The following is a 23,569-nucleotide window of genomic DNA, read 5'->3' on the forward strand; positions in this document are numbered from 1 at the left end:
TCTCTCCTCCTGTGGCCCAGCCATCATCAGGCGGCCTGTACCGGATTGAACAGGGAAAGGGCCGGGGAATAAACGAGAACGTCAGGCGCGATCCGGGTGGGCTTCCCCGGCGGCTTCCGTTTCACCGATCATCAGGCTGGCGAACAGGGGGCAGAATGGCAGGCACGGTCTGAACCGGCTACCAGAAATGCCCCGAACGAAAATCGCCGGGGCATAGGGCAACCAATACCAGCCTGCTGTGCATAGCAGGAAAAGCGACCTTCTCCCATCCGGACTGTCACCGTCGGCCCTGGCTTGTCACCAGATCCACCGGCACTAACCTGAGCGCCGGGTTGCGGGCTTGGCGCGGACGCCTTACCGCCGGTCGGGAATTGCACCCTGCCCCGAAGGCCAGCACTATGTCGTCATGTTGCTGCCGAGTATAACGTGCCCGGCAGCGGGCGCAAGAGCATGCGCGCGGCTGCCGGTAGGGGCCAGGTTGGTGGGAGGCCGTAAGGCAAAAAGGCCAGGGGCAAGAAAGAAGGCCGGTAAACACCCCCAGCAGGGCTATGACCGGCGTAAGGCGACCGACGATTCCGCTATGATCGGCAGCGGGATTAGCGCGGCGCGTGCGGCCCGATCAGCGGCCCGGCCAGGATCAGCACTGGCTGGTCAAGCGGCGTCACCCAGCGGTTCCATACCTCATCCTGGTAGAAGTAGCGCGGGCCGGGCGGGAACTTGGCGATCAGACTCTCGCGCATCGCCGGGGGCATGAACAGCAGCGGGTTGATGATCCAGCGATCCCGGTAGCGAATCTCCACATGGACGTGATTCTGCCCGCCTAGTTCCAGCGTGCCCAGCACGGTATCGGGCGTGATCGCCGTGCCGGGGGCCAGCGGAGCCGGGTTGGCCAGATGGCCGAAGATCACGGTGTAATCCCCGGCTTTGACCCACATACCGTTGGGCAGGGTGTGGCGCGTTTCCCGTTTGATGAAGACCCCATTCAGGCCGGCGACTACTATCACTGCCTCCTGCGAGTTGCCAAAATCCACCCCACCATGCAACCCCTGAGCGTAGGCGTACCAACGCGCCCCGCCAGCCCACAGGTTATAGGCAAAGACATTGTTGCCAAAGTATTGCCACCAGTGCGTTTTTTCCAGCGGGATGGGCGGGCGGCTAAACAGGCTATCCAGCAGGGGCAGGGTCTCCGGAAGGGGGAGACCTTCCTCAAAACGAGGGCCAGAGACAGGCGGACGGTCGGCGAATTCGGCGGGGTCAAAGAGGTATCGCTCCGCCCCGCTGACGCTGCACTCGGCGCTCCAGCCACGCTCATGCGCCCACCAGACGTAACCATCCGCGACCGTGCGCGACGACCCGCGGACAGTGATCTGCTCGCCGGGCAGCAGCCAGCCCAGATGCGTGCCGCGCAGGGCGGGGAGGTCCCGGATGCGCACCTGCTGGTGCCCCGCCTGGAAGGTACGCGTGGTCGGTTGTTCACCCGGCGGAGGCGCTTCCGGCGGCACAGCGGGGGGCAGCGTCGCCGGGTCGACCAGATAGATCGCTGAGCCGTCCAGAGCGCGCTCGGCGCTCCAGCCCTCGGCGTGCCGCCACCAGACATAGCCATCGGCTTCTGTACGGGAGGTCGCATCCACGTTGATCGTCTGCCCCGGCTCCAGCCAGCGCACCGGCATTGCGCTGAGGCCGGGCGCCTGCCGGACGCGGACGCTCTCGACAATGGCGAACGTCCGGATCAGCAGGATCGGCGGCGCGGACACAGGCCCTGCGCCCGCCGGCTCCTGCAGGTAGATCTCGCCGCCGTCCAGCCGCCGCTCGGCACTCCAGCCTTCGGCGTGCCGCCACCACACATAGCCGTCAGCCTCCGTGCGGGAGGCGACATCGACAGTCAGGCGCGTGTCGCGGGGCAACCAGCGGATATGCCCGCCCTGCAGCCCTGGCGCAGCCCGGACGCGCACCTGCTGAACTACCACGAAGTCGCGCGTCCCGGCAGGCGGCGTAGGCGTTTCCACCGCCGGGGCGGGGTCCTCAACCTCCAGCGGGGCAAAGTAGATCGCTGCGCCGTCAAGTGTACGCTCAGCGCTCCAGCCCCCGGCATGCTGCCACCAGATGTGGCCATCCAGCGCCGTGCGGGAAGCGCCACTGGCGGCGAATACCGTGCCAGGAGCCAGCCAGCCGGACGGCTCCCCGCCGAAGCCGGGGGCAGTCCGGACGCGCACCGGCGCTTCCCCGACCCGGAAGCGGATTATTTCCGCCGCCAGCCCGGCGTCGAGCAGGTAGATCTCAGCACCGTCAAGTGTGCGCTCAGCTGTCCAGCCCTCGCCGTGCTGCCACCAGATATAGCCATCGGCCTCCGTGCGTGAGGCAGCGTCGACCGTGATCTGTTCCCCTGCCGCCAGCCAGCGGAGATGCTCCGCCCGCAAGCCCGGCGCGCGGCGGACGCGCACCTGCTGGCGGGCGCGAAAGACCCGGATGCCCTGCGGAGTTCGGTCTGCCATAGGGGGTTCCCCTTCTATCGAGATGTCGATGGGAGTGACTGCCGGAGGGAAGCCCGGCAGGACGGGTTAACCGGATGCCAGCGCACCCAGGAACTCAACGAGATCGCCGCCGGCAGCGAACACCAGCCCGACCAGCAGCGCCAGTAGCGCGGCCAGCCCCGCGAGTGTCAGCCCGATGGCTACAGCGATCAGGCCGCATTCCACCAGGCGCGTCCACGACCACATCGGACGGCCGTTGTCTGCGGTCATAGGCGGCTCCTCCGTGTGTGCGGGCGGCGCTGGGGATGAACAACGCGCACCCACCCGCAGCGACCGGTACTTTCAGTATACGGGGTTTGCCGCCCGGCAATCAAGGCGGGACTCTCCGGGCCGGTCAGGAGCAGGCTACAGCCCGCTTCCGGCCCGGAAAGTCCTGGCTGCCAACCCTTCCTGCGGTATTGCCCCTCGCGAGCCGCCCGGCGGGCCGTTGATGGGCGCGGGAAGGCTGCTACACATAGCGCGCCATGGACATCCCCAGCACGGTGATGATCATCAGAATCACGCCGATCTGGGAGTTGCGGCCCATACGCTGACCGGCAGCCTGAAGCTGAGCGCCCTGTTCCGGTGTGGGCGGGCTGTTCTGGGCCACGACAGCGTCCACGATCGCTTTCTGGTTGTAGAGCGCGCTACGGATGCCGGTGAAGCCGTGCCCGGCGGCCAGCACCCCGGCCACGCTGCCAATCGTCAGCACGATGCCTCCCGGTGAGCTGAGCCAGGCGGCATTGAACGTCCCCGAAACGCGGAGGTATAGCAAAAAGCCAGCGATGACCGTCACCAGCGCCACGGCCGACATGACATTGCCAAACGGCGTGACGTTCAGCAGGGCATGGGTATAGCGCAGCCCGCGATCCTGCATACTCCGCGCTGCGGGCGACCCAAAATAGAGCATGAACACGGCAAAACCCACCCAAAGAATCCCCGCGCCGATATGCAGGATGCGCAGGATAACCATATAGAGGTCCATAAGAGTCTTCCCCCTGGAAGTGTGCTCTGAATGCTATGGCTACAGCCCCAGCAGGAACGCGATGAGATCGGCGATCTCCTGCGCGTTCAGGTGGCTGGCGTAGTCGGCGTACATGATGTTGGAATAACCGGAGACGATATGACGGGCCGGGGCGACAATGCTGTCGAAGGTATAGGCCTCGGCAGATTGCCCGGCTTCCTGCACGCCTGCCCGGCTGCCGTAACCGGCCAGGCCGGGGCCGTGACCGGGCGTGTCATCAAGATGGTGGCAGGAACCACAGGCCGGGGCGCCGTCAACCGACCGGGCGAAGACCTCCGCGCCGCGCGCTGCGTTGCGGCTGGCGGGAAGGTCTCCCACCGACAGCGGCAACGGTTCCGGCGTGCAGGCCGCGCCCAGCAGCAATACGCCCAGCAGGGCCAGGCCCGACAATAAACGGTGATGCATCGGATGTTTCCCCTCTTTCTGGCAGTTTCTTCTGGCTGCCTCTGGCCGTTGGCCGGGGACAGCCGGGCTGGCGACCAGCAGGCCGGGCGTCGCGCAGCCCTTCACTGAACTGCTATCCATCATATTATAGGAGCCATTGAGTCAGAAATAAAGAGTTTGTTCACCATGAATATCCTCAAACTGACAACAGTAAACCTACAGGCCTGGCAGATACCCGAAAAAGGACAGGGAGCCTGGACCTCCGGCTTTGCCGGGCCAGGCCCCCTGCCTGTTCGATGGTAATTCGACGTGATCGGGCCGTCTGCCTGACGATGCCAGGATCAGACCAGTTCGATGCGGATCGCGCCCACCCCGCCGCTGACATCGATGTCCAGGCGGACATCTGAAGCGTCGTAAGCAGCGGTCTGGTAGCTCTTGCCCATCCTGATCAGGTCGTCGTCGGCGCTGATGCCACCCAGACCAACGCTGGCGTTCACCCGAATCGGGGCGTCTTCTTCCAGGACGAGCACGATCTCGCCCAGGCCGCCTTCCAGCCGCACCCGCCCGCTGCCGGTCAGCCCGTCGCCGGTGAATTTCGCCACCACCTGCCCGACTCCGGCGCCGATCTTGAGGTATTCCGCGTTGGCGTTCAGCAGGTTCTTAAGGGTGGTACGCCCGGCGCCGGTGTTGATCCGCCCGTCGATCAGGCGGGTCGGGTTGGGCAGGGCAAAGTCCACGGTCATATCGCCCGCGCCGGAGGCCAGCTTAAAGCCGGTCAACGGCACACCGCCCAGATCGACATCCGCTTCCGCTGCGCCGATGCTCACATCCAGGCTGTAGGGATGGGCCGTACCCAGCAGAAATTCCCAGTCGTTAATCACCTGGCCGGTCGGGATCAACATCTGGAACTTCTGGCGGATGGTGACGGTGCGGTTGTGCACACTGTAGGTCGGCTTCAACTCGGCGACATTGTAGGTGACCTTGCCGCTGATCAGCGACGTTCCCCCGCCGGGCTGCAGGTTCACCCGGCCCAGCGGCACTTCCAGTTTCAGGTGCGCCGGGGCGACATCCGGATATGGCAGGTCGACTGTGGCGGCCCGCCGCTCGATATACGTAGCAGTCAGTTTCATTGGATTTCCCCTCTCATGCCATGCCTCAGGACAACTGACGGTTGTGTGACATCCTCTGCCTGCCTGTACGCAGGATTGCGCCGGGGAGTTGCGCGGGGTCGTAACCGGGAACCTCCCCCGCAGCAGCGGTTTATCCGCCGCCGGTCAGCGCGATCAGGGTATCCCAGAAGAACAGGGCCAGCCCAGCCAGCAGGATTGCCGCCGGCCAGCCCTTGCGTTCCGCCAGTAGCAGAAAGAACGCCCCGGTCAGGATCAGCCCACCGCCGCACAGGCGCATCCAGCCGACCGTACGGGTGAACAGGCTGCACAGAATCAGTGTGGCGGCCAGGGCCACGATGACGACGAACACGGTGCGGTTGGATGTATCCAGGCGGCGACTGGCGGGATTCATGAGGGCCTCCTGTTATGTGTGCTTTTCCCTACCATTATCGGAGTCCTTTCGCCTGGCCGTCAACCGCCATTGACAGCCAGCCTGTCGCAGGCGGATCATAGGGCCAATGCGGCGAATCGCGAAAGGAGCGGGGCATGACCTACCCGGAACTGCTGGACCGGCTGGCGGCAGCAGCGCCAGAGGTGCCCCCTGCGCTGTGGCCGGCCTACCTGGCAGAAAATGGCGTTGAGCAGACGGCTCACCTGGCTGAAGCGCCCGCCTATCTGAAGCTGCTCAGCGCCGTCTACCGCGTGCACCGATCCGGCGGCGGCATCCACGAACTGCTCGATCTGCTCCAGATGGCCATCGACGACCGGGCGGGCGATGTTGGCGCTGCCGTTGCCGACTGGCAGGAGGCCCTCAGCGGCGATGTGCGGGTGGTGGATACCGGGATCGCCATTGGCGGCGTGGAGGCGCTGGTGACGCTGCCGCCGCGTCCGCTGGCCGGGCTACGCGGGGAAACACGGCTGGGCGATGGCGGCGGGCGGCCAGGCGCTCAGTTCAACAACTGGAGCACATGGAGCGTGCGCGAATTGCTACGTCTGGGCTGCGGCAACCCGGATGGCGACCCGCCGGAGCCGGGCGGCTGGGGCAACCGTGGCGGTTTCCATCCCGCCTTTGTGCGGGGTGGGGGCGGCAACCAGATCGCGCACTTTGCCCTGGCCCTGCGCCTGTACGTCTACCATCGCCTGCCCTACGGCGCGCTGGTCGGCCCGGTGCCGCCCCAGGACCCCGGCGGTTCCGCTGATGCCGAAGTGACCACCGCCGCCTACTGGTTCGCCGCCGGGTATACGCGCCGGGATGGGCCGCTGGAAGAAGCGCAGGTGATCGTCCCGCCTCATGACGTGGCCGCGCTCAAGGAGGTGCTGCGCCGGGGGCTGGCCGCCTTCCACGCCTGAGGGGTGCCAGTTTAATCCCCTTTTAAGCCCTGTATCGTCGGAATTTAACACTGGTCAGATAAAATGGCTGCCACGTCTTACCTAGACTGGAGCGCCTATGATGACTACCACCAGGACGCGCGTCCTCATCCTGTGCACGGGCAATTCGGCTCGCTCGCAGATGGCCGAAGGGTTGCTGCGTGCCAGAGGCGGCGACCGCTTTGAGGTCTACAGCGCGGGCAGCCGGCCCGCTGCGCAGGTGCACCCCGGCGCGGTGCAGGCCATGGCTGAGATCGGGCTGGACATCAGCAGCCAGCGCCCCAAGCCGCTCAGCCAGTTCCTGGGCCAGGAGTTCGACTACGTGCTAACCGTTTGCAACAATGCCGCGGAGACCTGCCCTTTCTTCCCCGGTCGGGCGGAACGCTACCACCGCGATTTCACTGACCCGCCGGCCGTCCCGCCGGAGCAGCAGGCAGCGACCTTCCGCCGGGTGCGGGATGAGCTGGCGGTCTGGCTGGACGAGCTATTCTTCGCGACTGGCCGGTAAAGAGCCTGTCAGGGACGCCCTATGGGCGCGCCTGCCGTTTGGCAGTGTATCCTTTTCGGTTAAAACCGGGCGCAAGGCCGTCCGGCTGGCTCCCCCCGGCCCCGAAATCTGCGCGTAGCGCAGGTGAGGCCCAGCGCACAGCCAGTGCGCATTTTAACCGAATGCGATGCACTACCCTGCCGTTTTGCCGCTGGCCGCCCGCCGTTTCTTCCGCTACTATTGGGGCATTACCGGTATGGGCTGGTGCGTACAGCAGGGAGAACACCTGATGGGACTGATCGAACAACTGGCTGTGCTGGCCGGGCCGCTGCTGAATATCCCGGCGATCCGGCGCATCCGGCGCAATCATGGCCTGGAGCACGCCACCATTCACATGCTGGCTCAGGGTCGCCGCAACCTGCGCATCGCCGGGCGCAGCGACAGCGCGGGTTTCTATCTCTACGGCGATGTATCTACGGCAGAAGTGGCGCGGGCAGCGGACGAGGCCTTGCGGCGATTGCGCAGCGGCCAGCACGAGCTGGCCCTGCACCCCAACTGCGGAACCAACCTGCTGACCACCGGCACGCTGGCGACGCTGGCCGCCATGGCCGGGCTGGCTGGCGCAGAAGACAGCGCTGAGCGCCGGGCGGAGCGCTTCCCAACCATCCTGCTGATGGTCATCGCCACACTGATCTTCGCCCCGGCGCTGGGTATGGCTCTGCAGCGCCATTTTACGACGCTGGGCGATCCGGGCGAACTGGAGATCACGGCTGTTGAGCAGCGGGTGGTGAACGCGCCGTTTGGCGGGGAAGTGGTCATCCACCGCGTCACGACCACCGGCGGTTGAGTATTGCTGAAAGAATCCCGGCGCGGGCGGCCCGTTCTCCGGCGACAGGCCGCCCGTTTATGCTGTGATACTAGCCCCCGGCCTGCTGGCGGATGGTGTAGCGCGGTTCAGTAGTCATATCGCCCATCCTGAACGATGACACAACGTCAACGTCAAGGGGCAAAGGCGGGGGGTGCTTCGTCTTGCCTTCCCGGCGCCGCCCGGCAGCAAAGCAAAGAGGCACGGCGCCAACCGTGCCTCTACGGGGCATCGCCGCTGAGGGGCAGCGTTACTTGACCTGGGTCCAGGTGCCGCCGGTTACGCCCTGCAGGCGGTATACCCGCCCGTCAGGGATGTCGATGTAAATCGCGCCGCCGCCCGCTTCCACCTGCCCGGTGCGCGGGCTGGTGTCGGCGTTGGGAGTGGCCGAGTACTGCAGCAGGTTCTTGATCGGCTGGCCGTTGAACAGGCCGGTCTCCCATACATTGCCCAGGATCGGATCGCCGGGCAGGTAGCGACCGGACGGCGGCGAGCCGGTTGGCGTGGCGTTGCCGACGTTTTCGTACGCCTGCCACTGGCTGGAACCGTAGAACAGGACGTAGACCCGGTTGCCGGGGAAGTTCTCGGTAGAGGCGGCCAGGTAGATCATCATGCCGCCGTCAAAGCCCTGGAAGCGCCCATCGCCGATCGCGCCCAGGTTAGCCGGGCAGGCCCCTGCTGCATACTGGTTGCCAAAGAACCAGTCATAGCCACAGGTGACGGTGATCGCCAGCGTTTGCGCGGTCGGGATGCCCTGACGGATGACAGTCAGCCGGTAGGTCACTACCCGCCCGCTGCCTACCGGGATGGTCACGGCCTGCTCGCCGGTGACCGGCACGGAGAACGACTGAAGCAGGTTGCCCGCCGCGCCGATCTGATCCAGCACGGCGGTATCGCCCAGCGCCTGCCAGCGCAGTACGGTCACGCCCCCGGCCCGCATCTCGTAGTTATCGGCAGTGAAGGAGTAAATCACCGGCCCGGTTGGGGTTGGCGTCGGGATCGGGGTATTGGTCGCTATCGGGGTGAAGGTCAGGGTGAGCGTCGGCGTGAGGGTGCTGGTCGGGGTCAGCGTTGGCGTGAGCGTAGGGGTAGCGGTCAGGGTGAAGGTCGGCGTTGGGGTGAAGGTCGGCGTAAATGTCGGCGTCAGGGTGAACGTCGGGGTGAAGGTCGGCGTGATGGTAGGCAACTGGGCCAGCGTCGGGATGACGATCTCACGCCGCTGGCAGCCGAACAGGCCCGTCGCCAACAGGAGTAGCACCAGGATAAACGTTGCGCGTTTCACGATACTTCGCCTCCAGACGGTTACAGCCTGTGTCACAGCGTGCAGGCAGGGATAATCGCCGGAATCAGTTATGGTCAGGGTAGCACAGCCACGCAGACGCGGCAACAGGAAGTATATGCTAGAATGCTGCCCGTGAAAATGCGCCGCCCTCCGCGCGCCCCCGCGCGGCCCGTACTGTGAGCCAATGAAAGCATCCTTCTCGATTGTCCTGCCGCTGTTCGGTCTGCTGGCGCTTATCCTGTTGGCCGGGACCAGCTGCGAGGTTCTGGCCCCCCGGCCCACCCTGGCCGCCCCGCTGGAACTGACCACGCCCACGCCGCTCCCTACCCGGCGGCCCAGTCCGACACCGCGACCGATTCTTTCCCCCACGCCACGCCCGACATCCACCGTCACCCCGACGGCGACCGTCACGCCCGATCCCCGCCTGCCGACGGCCACGCTGGAGGACGCCCCACCGGAAGCAACCCTGCCGCCCGTCGTCCTGACCCCCCTGGCCGCTGATCTGACGGCTACCCTGCCGCCGGACATCATCGCCTTCGGACAGACGGTGGAGGGGCGGCCACTGCTGGCCCAGCGCCTGGGGAATGGCCCGCGCCAGCTTCTGCTGGTCGGCGGCATTCATGGCGGCTGGGAGGGCAACACGGTCGAGTTAATGCTGGCGGTCATCGCGCACTTCAGCGAGGAACCGGCGGCCATCGCGCCGGGGCTGACCCTGGTGATCATCCCCGCTCTCAACGTGGATGGTCTGCTGCGCGGGCGGGTGGAGGAGGGCCGCTTCAACGCCAACGGAGTCGATCTCAACCGCAACTGGGGCTGCGAGTGGTCAGCGGAGGCGATCTGGCGCAACCAGCGTGTCGATCCTGGCAGGGCGGCGTTCTCCGAGCCAGAAACGGCGGCCCTGGCCGATTACATCCTGCTCAACCTGCCAGCGGCGGTGATCTTCTACCACAGCGCGGCCAACGGCGTTTTTGCCGGGGCCTGCAATGGCGACCATGGGTCGCAGGCGCTGGCGGACGCTTACGGCCGGGCGGCGACTTACCCCAGCGATGGGCGCTTCCTGGCTTATCGCGTGACCGGCGACGCTTCCAACTGGGTAGATGGGCAGGGCATCCCCGCCCTGACCGTCGAGCTGCAAAGCTGGACCGACCCGGAGATCGCCCGCAATCTGGCCGGGATTATGGCCGTACAGTGCGAGCTAACCCGCCGCCGCACCGATTCCGCAGCGCGCGCCTGGGTGACCGCTCACTGCGCCGGGGAGTAGCACCCGGACGGGGCGGCAGGGGGACGTTGCTCATCAACACGCCTGAATGTCCCCCTGCTCCCCTGCAACAAAAAAACCGCCCCCGGCCGCAATCAGCCGGGGGCGGTACGCCGGTTTACTTCGTTGTTGTCGTCGGACGTGGAGCCAGTGTCACCCGCACTTCGCTAAGCTCGCCATTGCGCAGGATGCCCAGCGTGATCGTCTGGCCGACCTCGGTCTCGTTGCTGATGTAATCCAGCAGGTCATCAAAGGTCACAACCGGATGGCCATCCACGCTGACGATGATATCCCCGCCGACCCTGATCGTGGTGTCATCAACGCGGGCTTCGCGGCTGCTGCCCAGCAACCCGGCCCGCGCCGCCGGCCCGGTATTATCCACCGTGGCGATCAGCACGCCGGTCTGATCGTCGGGCAGGTTCATAGCCTCGCGGATCGTATCGTTGACCGTGCTGCCGCTGATCCCCAGCCAGGGATGCGCAAAGTGACCCTCAGCGATCAGCACCGGCACCACGCGGCTGACCGTCTTCGACGGCACGGCAAAGCCGATGCCCGCGTTCTGACGGGTGGTCGATTCGATCGCCGTGTTGACACCGATCACCTCGCCGGACAGGTTGAGCAGCGGGCCACCGGAATTGCCAGGGTTGATCGCCGCGTCAGTCTGGATGATATCGGTGATGTTGAAGCGGTTGCCGTCAGCGGTCGCAGCCTGCGAAGGCAGCATGCGGCCCAGGGCGCTGATGATCCCGCTGGTCATCGTGCCCGACAACCCGAAGGGGTTGCCGATGGCCACCACCATCTGGCCGACCTGCAGAGCGTCCGAATCGCCCAGGGGCAGCGGCCGAAGCTCTGGCGCTTTCGCCGGGTCGACTTTGATCACGGCCAGGTCACTATCCGGGTCGGCGCCGACCAGTTCGGCGTTCACCGTAGTGCCATCATGGAAGATGACCCTGATCTGGTCAGCTTCGCCGGCGACATGATAGTTGGTGACGATATGCCCATCCCGGTCATAGACAAAGCCGGAACCCTGGCCGTAGACATACTGCTGCTGTTGCTGCTGGTTGGGCGTCTGCGGCCACAGGAAACGCGGCAGCTCCGGGAAACCGGGGATCTGCGGCAGTTCCGGGAACTGCGGGACGCTGACCTCCCGCGTGACCGCCTGGCGCACCTGCACGCTGACAACGGAAGGATTGGCGGTGTTGTAGAGCGCGATCAGTTGCTCTTCAATGGTGTTGGTCGTTGAAATTGCGCTGGCGCTGCGCGTCGCCGGGAAGATCATCGGGCTAAGGACCGCCAGCACCACAGCCATCAGCGCGGCGCCGGTCAGCAACCAGCCAAAACGGGCCTTGTGCGACATCACTACCCCTCCTGAACCTGTGTGTTGCGCGAAGGCTGCCACACGATGAAAGCGCGGCTGTTCCTGGGTCGTGGTCCAGACCGCGTCAGGTCGGGGTGGTCTGTTGGCCGCGAGCGCCCGCTGTAACCGGGCAGTCGAGGAAACGAAGCGCGCTTTCCGTGGAGGTCTTCGCGCTATCCCTGTAAACCGCCGATCACGATAGCGCGGCTGGATTAGAATCGCTTTAACGCTGCATAGAAGTTCCGTTAGAGTTTTCACGAAACCGGTGGGCTGGCGGAGCGCCGGGCAGCGCCGCCACGGAAGTTGTCCCCGATCCTGCTTGCGGGCATAATCAGATCGTAGCGGCGCGACGCTCAAACAACGAAGGGCAGCGGCGGGAACCCATGGACGAACAGGCATTGATCGCGCAGGCGCAGCGGGGGGATATCCTGGCCTTTAACGACCTGGTGCTGGCTTACCAGGATCGGCTGTATAGCGCCGCCTACCGCATCCTGGGCGATCCGGCTGCCGCCGCGGACGCCACCCAGGAGGCCTTCATCGCCGCCTTTAAGGCGCTGGGCGCTTTTCGCGGCGGGAGCTTCAAAGGCTGGCTGTTGCGCATCGTAACGAACGCCTGCTACGACGAACTGCGCCGCCGGCAGCGCCAGCCCGCCGATTCCCTGACCGATCTGCTGCCGGAGGACGGGGCCGAATCGCTGCCGCAACTGGCCAGCGACGCCGAAGACCCGGAAGATCACGCCCAGCGCCGGGAACTGAACGCCGGGATCGAGGATTGCCTCCGCGGTCTGCCCGCCGAGCAGCGGGCGCTGGTCATCCTGCGCGATGTCGAGGATCTGGACTATCAGGCGATCGCCGCCGCGACCGGCCTGGAGATGGGCACGGTTAAGTCGCGCCTGAGCCGCGCCCGCGCCCGCTTGCGCGATTGCCTGCGTGCGCTGGGGGAACTTTTGCCGTCTGCTTATCGTCTAGAGAACGAGTGACTCTGTGGGCCTGCGCAGGAAGTAGCTATTGAGGCCGCAGCGGGGATATGAACGACCTGACGCCTGCCGACCTGGAATTGCTGTCGGCGTACCTGGATGATGAACTGGCGCCTGCCGAACAGGCCGCTCTGGAGTGCCGCCTGGCGGCAGAGAGCAAGTTGCGGGCTGAGCTGGAATCGCTGCGCGGAGTCACGGCCCGCGTGCGCGCCCTGCCCGTCCTACCGGCCCCACGCGACTTCCGCCTGGACCCGGCTATCTACGGCCAGCGGGAAGCGGGCGGCCTGCCCCTGCCGATCCAGCGCGTGCCGCCACGCCGGCTCTATGGCTGGGCCAGCGCCCTGAGCGCTGCTGCAGCCGCCTTTGCCCTGCTGGTCGGCGTGCTGGGCCTGCTGGGATCAGGGGCGTTGCCTTACGCGGAGGCCCCCGCCCGGCAGCAGGCCGCCGCGACACTCACCCTGAGCGGGGAGGCGCAGATCGCTCTGGCCCCGATTGCCACTCTCCCGCTGACGGTAACGGCTCTGGAGGCCGGGGAAGCCGCCGGAGCGGCGGAGCGCGCCCTCCTGCCGCCGGGTGAGACGACTGCCGCGCCCGCTACTCAAGCTGCAGCCGCTGCTGAAGCTGCAGCCGCTGCTGAAGCTGCAGCCGCTGCTGAAGCTGCGCCCGCTGCTGAAGCTGCGCCCGCTGCTGAAGCTGCGCCCGCTGCTGCGGCAGCAGCGCCACCTGCCACCGAAGCGACCACACTGGACGGCCTCGCCGCGGCTTTCAGCGCCAACGCTGCCGCCAACGGCGTCGAAGCAGAAGCGCCGCCCGCCGTGTTGCTGGCGCCCGGCCTGCGTGCCGGTGAAGCGCCCGCCACCAAAAGTGGGGTCGCGCTCCCGGAAGCGACGCTGCTGCCTGCATCCACAGTAGCGCCCACTGCCGTTGCCGTTGCTCCGGCGGCGGAATCGCCCGCAGTCGAGCCAGCCGCCCAAACAACGTCCCCACCCTCGACGCCACCCGACGATCCGGAGGCGCTGATCGGCGCCGGGTGTGTCCTGATGGCGCTGGCGGTGATGTTCTTCGCCCTCAGCCGCCGGGCCAGATGAGCGGCGGCTCCGCCCCGTACAATCAGGCTTTGCCGCCGTCAGATTCTGCTGCTGCCAGCGCCGCAGCGATGCGCTCCCCTTCATCCAGCGGGCGGCCAGTCGCATCAACGGCCAGCATCGCCCCGTCGATGGCCCGTGTCCGAACACCCCCCGGTGCGTAGGGATTGTTGACAAGCTGTGGCGCATTCAGCAGACCCAGCGCCACTGCCCTGGCCAGCACATCCGGGCTGGTCAGCGGATCGTCGCTTTCACCCGCGCCCAGCGCCTGGATCGCCGCGATCAGGCGCTGTGTGTCCGCGATCAGGGCTGCCTTGCGGGCCTGGATGGCCGGATCGGCGGCCATGTCCGGGTTGCCGCGCAGGGCCGTTTCCACAACTTCCTGCGTCATCACACAGGCCTCGATGACCTCGTCGGCGGTGGCAGCGTGGTGGGCTTCTGTGTGGCCGACCACATGGATGATATGCGGGCGCAGGGCCATCTGTAGCATGGTGCTCTGGGCCAGGTGCGCCCGCGCCCGGCGCAGATCGACCGGATGGCTCAGCAGGCCGGTACGCGTCTGCTGCCAGATGTGGAAGTCGTCGCTGGCGAAGGATTCGGTCAGTTCGACAATCGCCAGCGCACGGGCAAGGTCCATCCGGTTAGAGAGTTGCGGCGGACTCTGGAACATATAGGTCATGATGTAGTCACGCACACCGTAGCAGCGGGCATTGTAGGCGTAAAGATACGCCGAGGCGCACACAACCACGTCCGGCGCGTCGCGCATCCCCCAGTGATAGGACTCGTTGCCCTCCACCGGGATGTCGCGCTCGCCGTGCCAGCGCATCAGCGCCTGGTGTTCAGCGATGGACTGCGCCAGCGGCGATGGCCCGCGCCCGTCCATGGCATTGAACCAGAACAACGAGGTGGCGCACCAGGCGTTGTCGATGGTGCGGACGAGCATCTCGGCGTAGCGGAGGTGATCGGCGGTGCCGGAATAGGCCCGCAGCAGCGGATAGTTGCCCCGTCGGCTGGCCGCGTACAGGGCGCGCAGGTCGTCTTCCGTGCGGAAAGGTACACCACCCGCGCCCTTGCTGCGCGGGTTCTGGCGGGAGGGGTGGAAGAAGTTCTCCTGGGCGTCCTGGTCGGAGCCGAGCGAGATCACGTCCAGCGCGCCGGATTCAGCGATGCGGGCGATGCCTTCCACCGTCGGCGCGATCGTCTGTGCTGGCAGGCCGAAGTGGTGGCGCAGGATCGGGTAAGGAGCCTTCCAGCGAATGCGCTCGACCGCCCGCTGGGGAAAGGACTCTGGCCCGGCCTCGACCAGCGTCTCGCCGCGCAGAGCAGCACGGATGGCGTGCGGCGGCTCCTCGCCGGAAAAGACAGCGTCGAAGTAGCCCATCTCGCGGGCAACCTCGGCCACTGGCGGCGTCCCGCCGAAGAAGATACGTTTGCGGCCCAGCACGCCCGCCGCACGCAGCATCCCCTCCAGTTCCTGCAGGAGCGTCCGGGCGTTCTCCGGCGTCAGGCGGTAACTGACGCCGATCACGTCGGGGTCAAAGGCGACAATGGCATCGACAAAGGCCTCCAGATCGGTGGCCGGGCCGGTGAAATGCGTCTGGCAACCGGCTTCCTCGGCGATCGCCAGGAAGCGGGTCACGCCGGCGACATGGACACAGTCGCCCAGGCTACCGGCCAACACGCGGCTGGGCATCCCGGTCATGGCATCCTCCTGGGGAATACAAGCGAGTGGCTCAGCCCGAAGAGCGGTGATTGGCTTCGGCGCGGCCTGTATTCACGAGGTTGGTGATCTCCGTCAGGGAGAGGCCCTCCAGCCCCATGCGGGCCAGCGTCCGGCCCCGGTAACGGTAATCCGTGCCATGCAGGACACAAGCCAGCTGGATCATAGCCTCCATGCCCCACACATCCACGCCGAAGCGCCGCCCCAGCTCGGCAATGGGCACCATGCTGTAAGGCACATCCTCGAAGATGTAACGGTGGCGCAACGAGCGCGGGGCGGTGATGCCCTTATAGCCGGGGTTATCGTGGATGGCCTCGTAGAGGTCCTCACCATGGGCGGAGTAGGCGCGGGCCAGCCATTCCTGGGCGGTCTGCGCCCGGACGCCCATCGCCGTAGCCACGGTCACGCGCTCGCGGTCAAGCCGTTCCAGCAGGCGGGCGGTTGAGGGCGTCACGCCGTCGATATAGAACTCAAATTCGCCGCCGGTAGCTTCGATCCAGCCGGCATTGAGCAGGGTCAGGGCGGGGTGGAAGATCGCGCCCATGTTGTTCAGGCTGGTATAGAGCACGTTCGGCGCGGCGATGAAGCTGGGGTAAATCTCCTGGACGAGATCGAGCACCTGGGCGGTCCGCGTGGCAGGCAGGGCAGCCAGCGGTACGGCATCCTTGCGGCGGAAGATACGCGCCTCCGCCGGCCCCATGCTGCGGCTGGTGAAGATGAAGGTCTCCGCCTCGGCAATGGTCACGTCAGCGGTGCAATTCTGCTCGGCCAGCACCTGGCGGAACTCCAGGGCGCCGCCGGTGCGCCCCGGGTTGAGCACCACGATCTGGCCGTCCTGCAGGTGTGCGGCGCAGGCCAGAGCCACATCGCGGTGGGCCGAGGCCGGGACGACAACCATGATCAGCTGCGATCCAGCCAGTGCCTGGGCCATATCGCTGGTGACGCGGTACAGGTGGCCGAAGACCTGGCGGCCATCTTCCAGGTCAACCGTGATCCCGCCGCGGGCGTCGATGGCAGCGATGTTCTCGTAGCTGCGGTTGTACAGGCAAACGCGGTAGCCGCGCACGGCCAGGTCGGCGGCCATCGCTTTACCGCCGTGCCCGGCCCCGATGATCGTGATCTGCAGTTCCTGCGGGTACTGTTGATCGGCCATGCTCGCTCCCTGGAAACAAACGGGCGAGGGTTGTCTGTTCGGCAAGCTCCTCGCCCGTGGGCGCTGTGCTATAGACTTATTATACCCGCTGATGGGCCGTTCCTAGATATTAAAGCGGACTGTAATAATGTCACCATCCTGAACGACGTAGGTCTTGCCTTCCAGCCGCTGCTTGCCCGCTGCCTTAACTGCCTTCATGTCACCCAGCGCACGCAGGTCGGCAAAGGCTGTGACCTCCGCCCGGATGAAGCCGCGGGCCAGATCGGTATGGATGACACCCGCCGCCTCCACCGCTGTCGCCCCGACCGGCACACTCCAGGCCCGCACCTCGTCCTCACCAACGGTGAAGAAGGATTGAATGCCCAGCAACTGGTAGCTCAGGCGGATCACGCGGGAAGCGCTCGGTTCGGCGATGCCATATTCTGCCAGGAACAGGGCGCGGTCGTCCGGCTCAAGCTGGGCGATCTCGGCCTCAACCCTTCCCTGCAGGCTGATCATGTGGGCTGGATCGTGGGCGTCGTCGTGCAACAACTCAGCAGGTGGGATGACTGTATCCCCGCAGTTAAAGAGGAGCAGCATCGGCTTGAGCGTCAGCAAGCCGTAGCCGCTGATCAGCCTGATCTCATCGGCGGTCAGCGCCAGCTCGCGCAGGGGGCGTTCTGCCTCCAGGTGGGCGTGCAGGCGCTCCATCAGGGCCGTCTCAAGCTCGTTCTGACGGCGTGTATCCGGTTTCTTGTTCCACTCGTCCTTCAGGCGTTCCAGCCGCCGCTCCACCGTGATCAGGTCCAGCAGCAGGAACTCGCCATCCAGGATGGCCACATCGCGGGCGGGATCGATGCTCCCCTGCGGGTGTGGTACGCTGTCATCGGCGAAGACCCGCACCACATGTACGAAGCCATCAACCTGGGCCAGCTCGTTGCGCAGCGGGCCGCTCAGCCCGCCTTCGCCCAGCCCGGCCTCCAGCCCGCCGATGTCCTTGTAAGTCACGGTAGCATAGGTGGTCTTCTTGGGCCGGTAAAGGGCGCTGAGGAAGTCCACTCGCTCGTCGGGCACGGGCACGACGGCGGTATGGACTTCCATCTGGCCGGAACCGCTGAAGCCAGTCGGCAGATTCTGGCCAGTCAGGGCGTTAAAGATGGTTGTTTTGCCGCTTTGCGGCAGGCCGATAATGCCTAAGCGCATCGGTAGTTCCTCCAGCCCTGGGCCTGAGGGCGCCAGGCGGGCTGAGCTAGGTCCGAATCTGGAAGGGGATGATTGTCACCGCCACGTTTTCCATCTGGCTGAGCGTCAGGTTGAAGATCAGGGCGCTGTTCTGATGCAACGCCTGCTCCCAGAAGTTAGGCATGGCCAGGTGGCCCATCACCACATGGATGAAGCCCTCCGGGTCCTTCTGCCGGATTTGCTGCACATACTGCGCGATCGGGTCGGAAAGCAGGCGGTAGGGCGAATCCAGCACAACCAGCTCGCCCTCTCCGATGCGCTCCTCCCACTTCTTGCGGACGATGCGCGTCTTTTCCGGGTTGACCGAAACATGCAGGGCCGTCCAGGGATGGCCGAGCGACTTGGCGAAGTTGACCAGCCGGGTGGTCTCGTTGTGCACATCGTCAATCAGGACGATCGTTTGCACGGGGCGTTCACGGATGTCGGGCCGGACACCTTCCATGCTGAGTGCCCTGGCCACCCGCTGGTAATGCTTGTGGATGCGGAAGAAGATCAGGACCAGCAGCGGGATGAGCACGATCACAAACCACGCCCCGCTGGTGAACTTGGTGATGGCAAAGATCATCATCACGATGAAGGTCGCCACCGCGCCGATGGCGCTGATGACCATCTTCTTGGCCCAGTGGGGGTCGTATTCCAGAGTGGTTTCCAGACCCTGCGCCTTTTCGCCCGGCTTGAGGTGGCCCATCTTCCACAGGTGCTTGACCATGCCGCTCTGCGAGATGGTGAAGCTGAGGAAGACGCCGATGGCGTACAGTGGGATCAGGGCGGTGGTATTGGCCCGCATCAAAATCACCAGCATAGAGGCCAGCAGGGCCAGGATAACGATACCCCAGGAGAAGACCAGACGGCCACCGCGGTAAGTGAGCTGGCGCGGCAGGAAGCCATCGCTGGCGGCCAGGGCGGCCAGGCGTGGGAAGTCAGCGAAGCTGGTATTGGCTGCCATCAACAGGATCAGCGATGTCCCGGCCAGTGTCAGCAGGTACAGGATGTTATCTGCCCCGTGAATGGTGCGGGCGATCTGCGAGATCACCGTCTCGGTATGGCTGGGCATGGCGTGGATTTGCTGGGCCATGACGGTGATGCCCAGGAAGAGCGTGATCAGGATGCCGCTCATCCACAGCAGGGTGACCGCCGCGTTATGGCTGCGCGGTTCCTTGAAGGCTGTGATGCCGTTGGAGATAGCCTCGATGCCGGTCAGCGCGGCACTACCGCTGGAGAACGCCCGCAGGATCAGGAAGAGCGTCACCGGCTGCAGCACATCATGTTGAATCACCTCCACGCCGGTTACGGTAGGCAGCGTGCCGGTGAGGACCCGGATAAACCCGATGCCCAGCGTCAGGAACATCATCGCCAGGAAGAAGTAGGTCGGCACAGCGAAGATGCGGCCGCTCTCCTTCACCCCGCGCAGGTTGATGATCATCATCATCATGATGAATCCGACGGCCAGTTCCACCCGGTAGGGCAGCAGCGCCGGGAAGCCCGACGTGATCTGGGCCACGCCAGAGGAGATACTCACGGCGACGGTCAGGATGTAATCGGTCAGCAGCGCTGCCCCGGCCACCTGGGCCGCGACCTCGCCGAAGTTGTCGCGGGCGACGATATAGGCTCCGCCGCCGTTGGGATAGGTGTAGATCGTCTGGCGGTAGGAGATGGTCACGATAATCAGCAAGACCGCGATGGCTATCGCAATGGGCACTGACAGGCTCAGCACGGCGGCGCTGACGCCGGCCATGCTCAGGATAATCAGGATTTCTTCAGTGGCGTAAGCGGTGGATGAGATCGCGTCTGACGCGAAGACAGCCAACCCGATTGGCTTGTTGACCGCCTGGTGTGGCAGCTCCTTGGTCTGCAACGGTTGTCCGAGGAGCAGTCGGCGAAGTGAGAAGTGGTTGACTCTGGCGTTTGCGGTTTGCATGTTAACTTGCCCCCTGTGCGCCCCCGTGCCCGCGATCGGGCTGCATGAGCGGCTGCACACAAAGGACGTGGGCAGTATCCTTGACTAAGACTGCTGGCTGACGAATCGGGGAAATGCTCCTGAATGGCTTTGCCCCCTGATCGCTGCGCGCCAGACGTTCTGCTCACCCTGCGCTCTTCAACGCCAGGCCTGCACCAGGCCCGGAGCTATCTGAGTCACGACAACGCAGCAGGGCCGCTGAGCGGATAACCGATCGGCCCTGTGGGGTTGAAGTGGACTGGCAGCCAGGCTGCCAGAGCCGCAGAGGCCAGATGCCCAGCCCCGCACAGCGGCAACGTATTATAGTCCTCCCTGGCCGGCGGGCAAGGGCGATCTGGTGAAATTGCACGACTCGCCGCCCCTTTATCAGCGCCGCCGAGGCCGCCTTGCTCAGGCGGCCCGCGCCAATCAGCGCCATGGCAAGCCCCCGACCTGCCTGATCTTCGGTGGGTGACGCGCCTATTCGCCCTTCTTGCGGCGGGGACGCTTGGCGGCGTCCGGGCCGGGGGCGGCGCTATCGTCAACCGTCATGAACAGCGGCGGCAGGTTGAAGTGCCGGCGGATTTCGTCCTCCAGCTCATCGGTCAGGGCCGGGTTCTCCTTGAGGTATTCCTTGGCGTTCTCGCGCCCCTGGCCCAGCGCCCCTTCATTGTAGCGGAAGAACGCACCGCGCTTTTCCACCAGGCCGATCTCGACGGCGATATCCAGCACGCTGCCCTCGCGGCTGATGCCGTCGGCGTACATCATGTCAAATTCGGCCTCTTTGAAAGGCGGCGCGACCTTGTTCTTGGTCACGCGCACGCGGGTGCGGTTGCCGACCACCTCGCCACCCTGCTTGATTCCCTGCACGCGGCGGATATCGATCCGCACGCTGGCGTAGAACTTGAGCGCCCGCCCGCCAGTGGTCGTCTCCGGGGAGCCGAACATGACGCCGATCTTCTCGCGGAGCTGGTTGGTGAAGAGCACGGCGGTCTGGCTCTGCTTGATCGCGCCGCTGAGCTTGCGCAGCGCCTGGCTCATCAGCCGGGCCTGCAGGCCGACATGGCTGTCGCCCATCTCGCCTTCGATCTCGGCACGGGGCACCAGCGCGGCTACCGAATCGACCACGATCACGTCGATCGCCCCGGAACGCACCAGCGACTCGGTGATCTCCAGGGCCTGCTCGGCGGTATCCGGCTGGCTGATGTACAGGTTGTCGATGTCCACGCCGATGCGAGCAGCGAAATTCGGGTCGAGGGCATGCTCCATATCCACAAAGGCGCAAATGCCACCGCGCTTTTGCGCCTCGCGGATGACATGCAGGCAGAGGGTGGTCTTGCCGGCGCTTTCCGGGCCGTAGATCTCGGTCACCCGGCCACGGGGGATGCCGCCGACGCCCAGGGCGATATCCAGGGGCAGCGCCCCGGTGGGGATAACTTCAACCTGCAGGTGACGGGCATCACCCAGGCGCAGGATTGCGCCGTCGCCATAGCGTTTGGCGAGATCGTCCAGGGCGGCGCTGAGGGCTTTCTGGCGGCCTTCATCAATCATGTTCTGTTCTCCCATCAGTATTGCTACCGGTAAAGCCGGACAATGCGGCCGGTGACAAAAACGACGCCGATTGGCTGGCGCGCCCCGCCGCATACCGCGCGCCCGCCCCGGGAATATCCCGCCGCCGCCCGTACTCCGGCCCTGCGGCGGCCTGCATTAGCACATATATTCTACTCGCAAGCGACTTCCGACGCAACTTCGATTATACCACCGGGGGCCAGGAGGCCGCTGCGCCGCCAGCGCCCGCTTATGTGAAGGGGGGCAGCAGGCAGCGGGTTGCGGCAGTTCGGGTGTAGCAGCGGTGACCGGACGGGGCTATGGTATAATCCGCCGCGCAACCGCGCAGCCGTATCCTGCTGGCAGAGGAGCGCGAAACCACGATGACTCTTCACTGGAACGAACAGGGCCTGATCCCGGCAGTCGTGCAGGACGCCGCCACCGGCATGGTGCTGATGGTCGCCTGGATGAACGAGGAGGCGCTCCGCCTGACCCGCCAGACGCGCCAGACGCACTTCTGGAGCCGCAGCCGGGGCGAACTATGGCACAAAGGTACCACCTCCGGCAACACGCAGGATGTTGTAGCCATCTACGTCGATTGCGACGCCGATGTCCTGCTGGTCAAGGTGCGTCCGGCTGGCCCGGCCTGCCACACCGGGGCCATATCGTGCTTCTTCCGCAGCCTGGATGAAGTGCTGCCGCCGGGAGAGGAGGCGGCGGAATGAGCGACTTCGTCGACACCCTGTTCGCCGTCATCCAGTCCCGCCGGGGCAGCCCGCCGGAAGAGTCCTATACCGCCCGGCTCTTTGCGGAGGGCCTGCCGCGCATCACCCAGAAGGTGGGGGAAGAAGCGATCGAGGTGGTGGTGGCCGCCCACAGCCAGAGCGATGAACGCCTGATCGCGGAACTGGCTGACCTGGTTTACCACAGTCTGGTGCTGCTGGCCTACCGCGGCCTGACGCCAGACGACATCCGCGCTGAACTGGAGCGACGCCACCGCCAGGCGCGTCCCGGCCACGGGGGCGATGAATCAGCGTAGCGGCGGAAGCGCATCCCCGCCGCTACGCCCGCTCCTCTGAGGCCGTACCGGTTACGGGCGGGCCGCCAGCGTGACCGGCACCTCGATTGTCTGTCCATCCCGCAGGATGCCCAGGCGGATCGTCTGCCCTACCGAGGCCTGAGTGACCAGGTAATGCACCAGATCGTCAAACTCAGCCAGCGGCTGCCCATCCACGCTGACGATCACATCGCCGCCGATGCCTACCGTCTGCCCTTCTAGCGTGACCTCGCGGTCATTGCCGCGCAGACCGGCGCGCTGGGCCGGGCTGTTGCGGGAGATCGAGGCCACCAGAATACCGGTCTGCCCGCGCCCCAGGCCCATCGCCTCAGCAGTGGCCGAGTCCAGCGTACGACCGGCGATGCCCAGCCAGGGGTATTTGTAGCTTCCATCCCGGATCAGGGCTGGCACTACCCGCGCCACCAGTCCCGAGGGCACGGCAAAACCGATGCCGCTGTTCTGGCTGGTTGACGAGCGGATGGCGGTATTGACGCCTACCATCTCGCCCGCCAGGTTGAGCAGCGGGCCACCGGAATTGCCGGGATTGATCGCCGCGTCGGTCTGGATGATGTCCGGCGTGGTAAAGCTGCCGCCTTCCAGATCGGTGCTCTGGGCGGGCAGGCTGCGCCCCAGCGCGCTGACGATGCCAGTGGTCATCGTGCCCGAAAGGCCGAACGGGTTGCCGATGGCCACCACCATCTGCCCAACCTGCAGCGCGTCGGAATCACCCAGCGGCAGCGGCTTGAGGGTCGGGGCATCCGCCGGGTCGACTTTGATGACGGCCAGGTCGCTATCCGGGTCGGAGCCAACCAGTTCGGCGCTGGCGCGTGTCCCATTGGCAAAGACGACGCTGATCTGCACCGCCTCGCCGGCGACATGATGGTTGGTGACGATATGCCCGGCAGTGTCGTAGACAAACCCCGAACCCTGCCCGAAGCCATCTTCTTCCACCACCTGGATGCTGACAACCGAACCATTGGCCTGGCGGTACAGGTCGACAAAGCGGGTTTCCAGATCAGTCAGGCTGACGCTGCTCTGGGCACTGACGCTGGCTGCCGGACCGGGCGGCTGCCACAGGGCAATCCCTGCCAGCCCCAGCCCGGTGATGACTGCTCCGGCCAGCATCCAGACTAGCCGTTGTCTCAATGAAGACATAGTTCGCCTTCCCTCCTGATCGCGCGGTTGCTTCAGCGCGGCATAACACGTTAGGATCGCTTACGGCAGAGCC

Annotated in this window: 18 protein-coding genes, 3 pseudogenes and 1 riboswitch; of the genes and pseudogenes, 7 read left to right on the plus strand and 14 right to left on the minus strand. The window is 65.6% G+C overall.

What is annotated here, in order from left to right; translation table 11 throughout:
- Nucleotides 1-253 precede the first annotated feature (253 nt).
- Nucleotides 254-395, minus strand: a riboswitch (FMN riboswitch).
- A 201-nt stretch (nt 396-596) separates the two neighbouring features.
- From HPY64_05685 to HPY64_05710, 6 genes are all read right to left on the minus strand, one after another.
- Entirely contained in the window at nt 597-2,492 is a 1,896-nt protein-coding gene (locus HPY64_05685; GenBank protein ID NPV66621.1) for a hypothetical protein, read from the minus strand.
- Between the two features lie 66 nt (nt 2,493-2,558).
- Entirely contained in the window at nt 2,559-2,741 is a 183-nt protein-coding gene (locus HPY64_05690) for a hypothetical protein (GenBank protein NPV66622.1), read from the minus strand.
- 238 nt (nt 2,742-2,979) lie between these two features.
- The gene (locus HPY64_05695) at nt 2,980-3,495 is read right to left on the minus strand and encodes a hypothetical protein (GenBank protein NPV66623.1); all 516 of its coding nucleotides are present in this window, start codon (nt 3,493-3,495) and stop codon (nt 2,980-2,982) included.
- Nucleotides 3,496-3,534: 39 nt separating this feature from the next.
- A complete protein-coding gene (locus tag HPY64_05700) occupies nt 3,535-3,939 on the minus strand; it encodes a cytochrome c (GenBank protein NPV66624.1) in 405 nt (134 codons plus the stop codon).
- Nucleotides 3,940-4,259: 320 nt separating this feature from the next.
- Nucleotides 4,260-5,048 (minus strand): hypothetical protein, encoded by a 789-nt coding sequence (locus HPY64_05705; GenBank protein NPV66625.1) that lies wholly within the window; start codon nt 5,046-5,048, stop codon nt 4,260-4,262.
- A gap of 130 nt (nt 5,049-5,178) precedes the next feature.
- Nucleotides 5,179-5,439: a hypothetical protein gene (locus tag HPY64_05710; GenBank protein NPV66626.1), complete on the minus strand. Its 261-nt coding sequence runs from the start codon at nt 5,437-5,439 to the stop codon at nt 5,179-5,181.
- A 134-nt stretch (nt 5,440-5,573) separates the two neighbouring features.
- Here HPY64_05710 and HPY64_05715 point away from each other — a divergent pair, with 134 nt between their 5' ends.
- The 3 genes from HPY64_05715 (at nt 5,574) to HPY64_05725 (ending at nt 7,729) form a co-directional block, all read left to right on the plus strand.
- Nucleotides 5,574-6,377 (plus strand): hypothetical protein, encoded by an 804-nt coding sequence (locus HPY64_05715; protein ID NPV66627.1) that lies wholly within the window; start codon nt 5,574-5,576, stop codon nt 6,375-6,377.
- A 100-nt stretch (nt 6,378-6,477) separates the two neighbouring features.
- On the plus strand, nt 6,478-6,903 hold the full coding sequence (locus HPY64_05720; GenBank protein ID NPV66628.1) for an arsenate reductase ArsC: 426 nt from the start codon (nt 6,478-6,480) through the stop codon (nt 6,901-6,903).
- Nucleotides 6,904-7,171: 268 nt separating this feature from the next.
- Nucleotides 7,172-7,729, plus strand: coding sequence for a hypothetical protein (locus tag HPY64_05725; protein NPV66629.1), 558 nt, complete (start codon nt 7,172-7,174; stop codon nt 7,727-7,729).
- A gap of 997 nt (nt 7,730-8,726) precedes the next feature.
- Here the strand turns inward: HPY64_05725 and HPY64_05730 are convergent.
- Nucleotides 8,727-8,930, minus strand: a pseudogene (locus HPY64_05730) (hypothetical protein).
- 283 nt (nt 8,931-9,213) lie between these two features.
- Here HPY64_05730 and HPY64_05735 point away from each other — a divergent pair.
- Entirely contained in the window at nt 9,214-10,290 is a 1,077-nt protein-coding gene (locus HPY64_05735) for a hypothetical protein (protein NPV66630.1), read from the plus strand.
- Between the two features lie 115 nt (nt 10,291-10,405).
- Here HPY64_05735 and HPY64_05740 read toward each other — a convergent pair whose 3' ends face one another.
- Entirely contained in the window at nt 10,406-11,644 is a 1,239-nt protein-coding gene (locus tag HPY64_05740) for a trypsin-like serine protease (GenBank protein ID NPV66631.1), read from the minus strand.
- Nucleotides 11,645-12,027: 383 nt separating this feature from the next.
- On the opposite strand from HPY64_05740, the gene HPY64_05745 reads away from it, so the two are divergent.
- Nucleotides 12,028-12,624: a sigma-70 family RNA polymerase sigma factor gene (locus HPY64_05745; GenBank protein ID NPV66632.1), complete on the plus strand. Its 597-nt coding sequence runs from the start codon at nt 12,028-12,030 to the stop codon at nt 12,622-12,624.
- Between the two features lie 581 nt (nt 12,625-13,205).
- Nucleotides 13,206-13,349 (plus strand): annotated as a pseudogene (locus HPY64_05750) (30S ribosomal protein S16).
- Between the two features lie 382 nt (nt 13,350-13,731).
- Here the strand turns inward: HPY64_05750 and HPY64_05755 are convergent.
- From HPY64_05755 to recA, 5 genes are all read right to left on the minus strand, one after another.
- Complete coding sequence (locus HPY64_05755) at nt 13,732-15,399, minus strand: cobalamin B12-binding domain-containing protein (protein NPV66633.1); 1,668 nt, start codon at nt 15,397-15,399, stop codon at nt 13,732-13,734.
- Nucleotides 15,400-15,439: 40 nt separating this feature from the next.
- Nucleotides 15,440-16,579 carry an NAD(P)-binding domain-containing protein gene (locus HPY64_05760; GenBank protein NPV66634.1) on the minus strand — a complete coding sequence of 380 codons (1,140 nt, stop codon included), beginning with the start codon at nt 16,577-16,579 and terminating at the stop codon, nt 15,440-15,442.
- Nucleotides 16,580-16,681: 102 nt separating this feature from the next.
- Nucleotides 16,682-17,761, minus strand: a complete 1,080-nt coding sequence (ychF, locus tag HPY64_05765; protein NPV66635.1) for a redox-regulated ATPase YchF — start codon at nt 17,759-17,761, stop codon at nt 16,682-16,684.
- Nucleotides 17,762-17,807: 46 nt separating this feature from the next.
- Nucleotides 17,808-19,718 carry an APC family permease gene (locus tag HPY64_05770; protein NPV66636.1) on the minus strand — a complete coding sequence of 637 codons (1,911 nt, stop codon included), beginning with the start codon at nt 19,716-19,718 and terminating at the stop codon, nt 17,808-17,810.
- 498 nt (nt 19,719-20,216) lie between these two features.
- Nucleotides 20,217-21,287: a recombinase RecA gene (gene recA / locus HPY64_05775; GenBank protein NPV66637.1), complete on the minus strand. Its 1,071-nt coding sequence runs from the start codon at nt 21,285-21,287 to the stop codon at nt 20,217-20,219.
- A gap of 380 nt (nt 21,288-21,667) precedes the next feature.
- Between recA and HPY64_05780 the strand changes: the two are divergent.
- A pseudogene (locus HPY64_05780) lies at nt 21,668-22,323 on the plus strand (bifunctional phosphoribosyl-AMP cyclohydrolase/phosphoribosyl-ATP diphosphatase HisIE).
- Nucleotides 22,324-22,374: 51 nt separating this feature from the next.
- Here HPY64_05780 and HPY64_05785 read toward each other — a convergent pair.
- Nucleotides 22,375-23,496 carry a trypsin-like serine protease gene (locus tag HPY64_05785; GenBank protein ID NPV66638.1) on the minus strand — a complete coding sequence of 374 codons (1,122 nt, stop codon included), beginning with the start codon at nt 23,494-23,496 and terminating at the stop codon, nt 22,375-22,377.
- Between the last annotated feature and the right edge of the window lie 73 nt (nt 23,497-23,569).

This window comes from Anaerolineae bacterium, from assembly GCA_013178165.1.
In the GTDB taxonomy this organism is placed as follows: domain Bacteria; phylum Chloroflexota; class Anaerolineae; order Aggregatilineales; family Ch27; genus Ch27.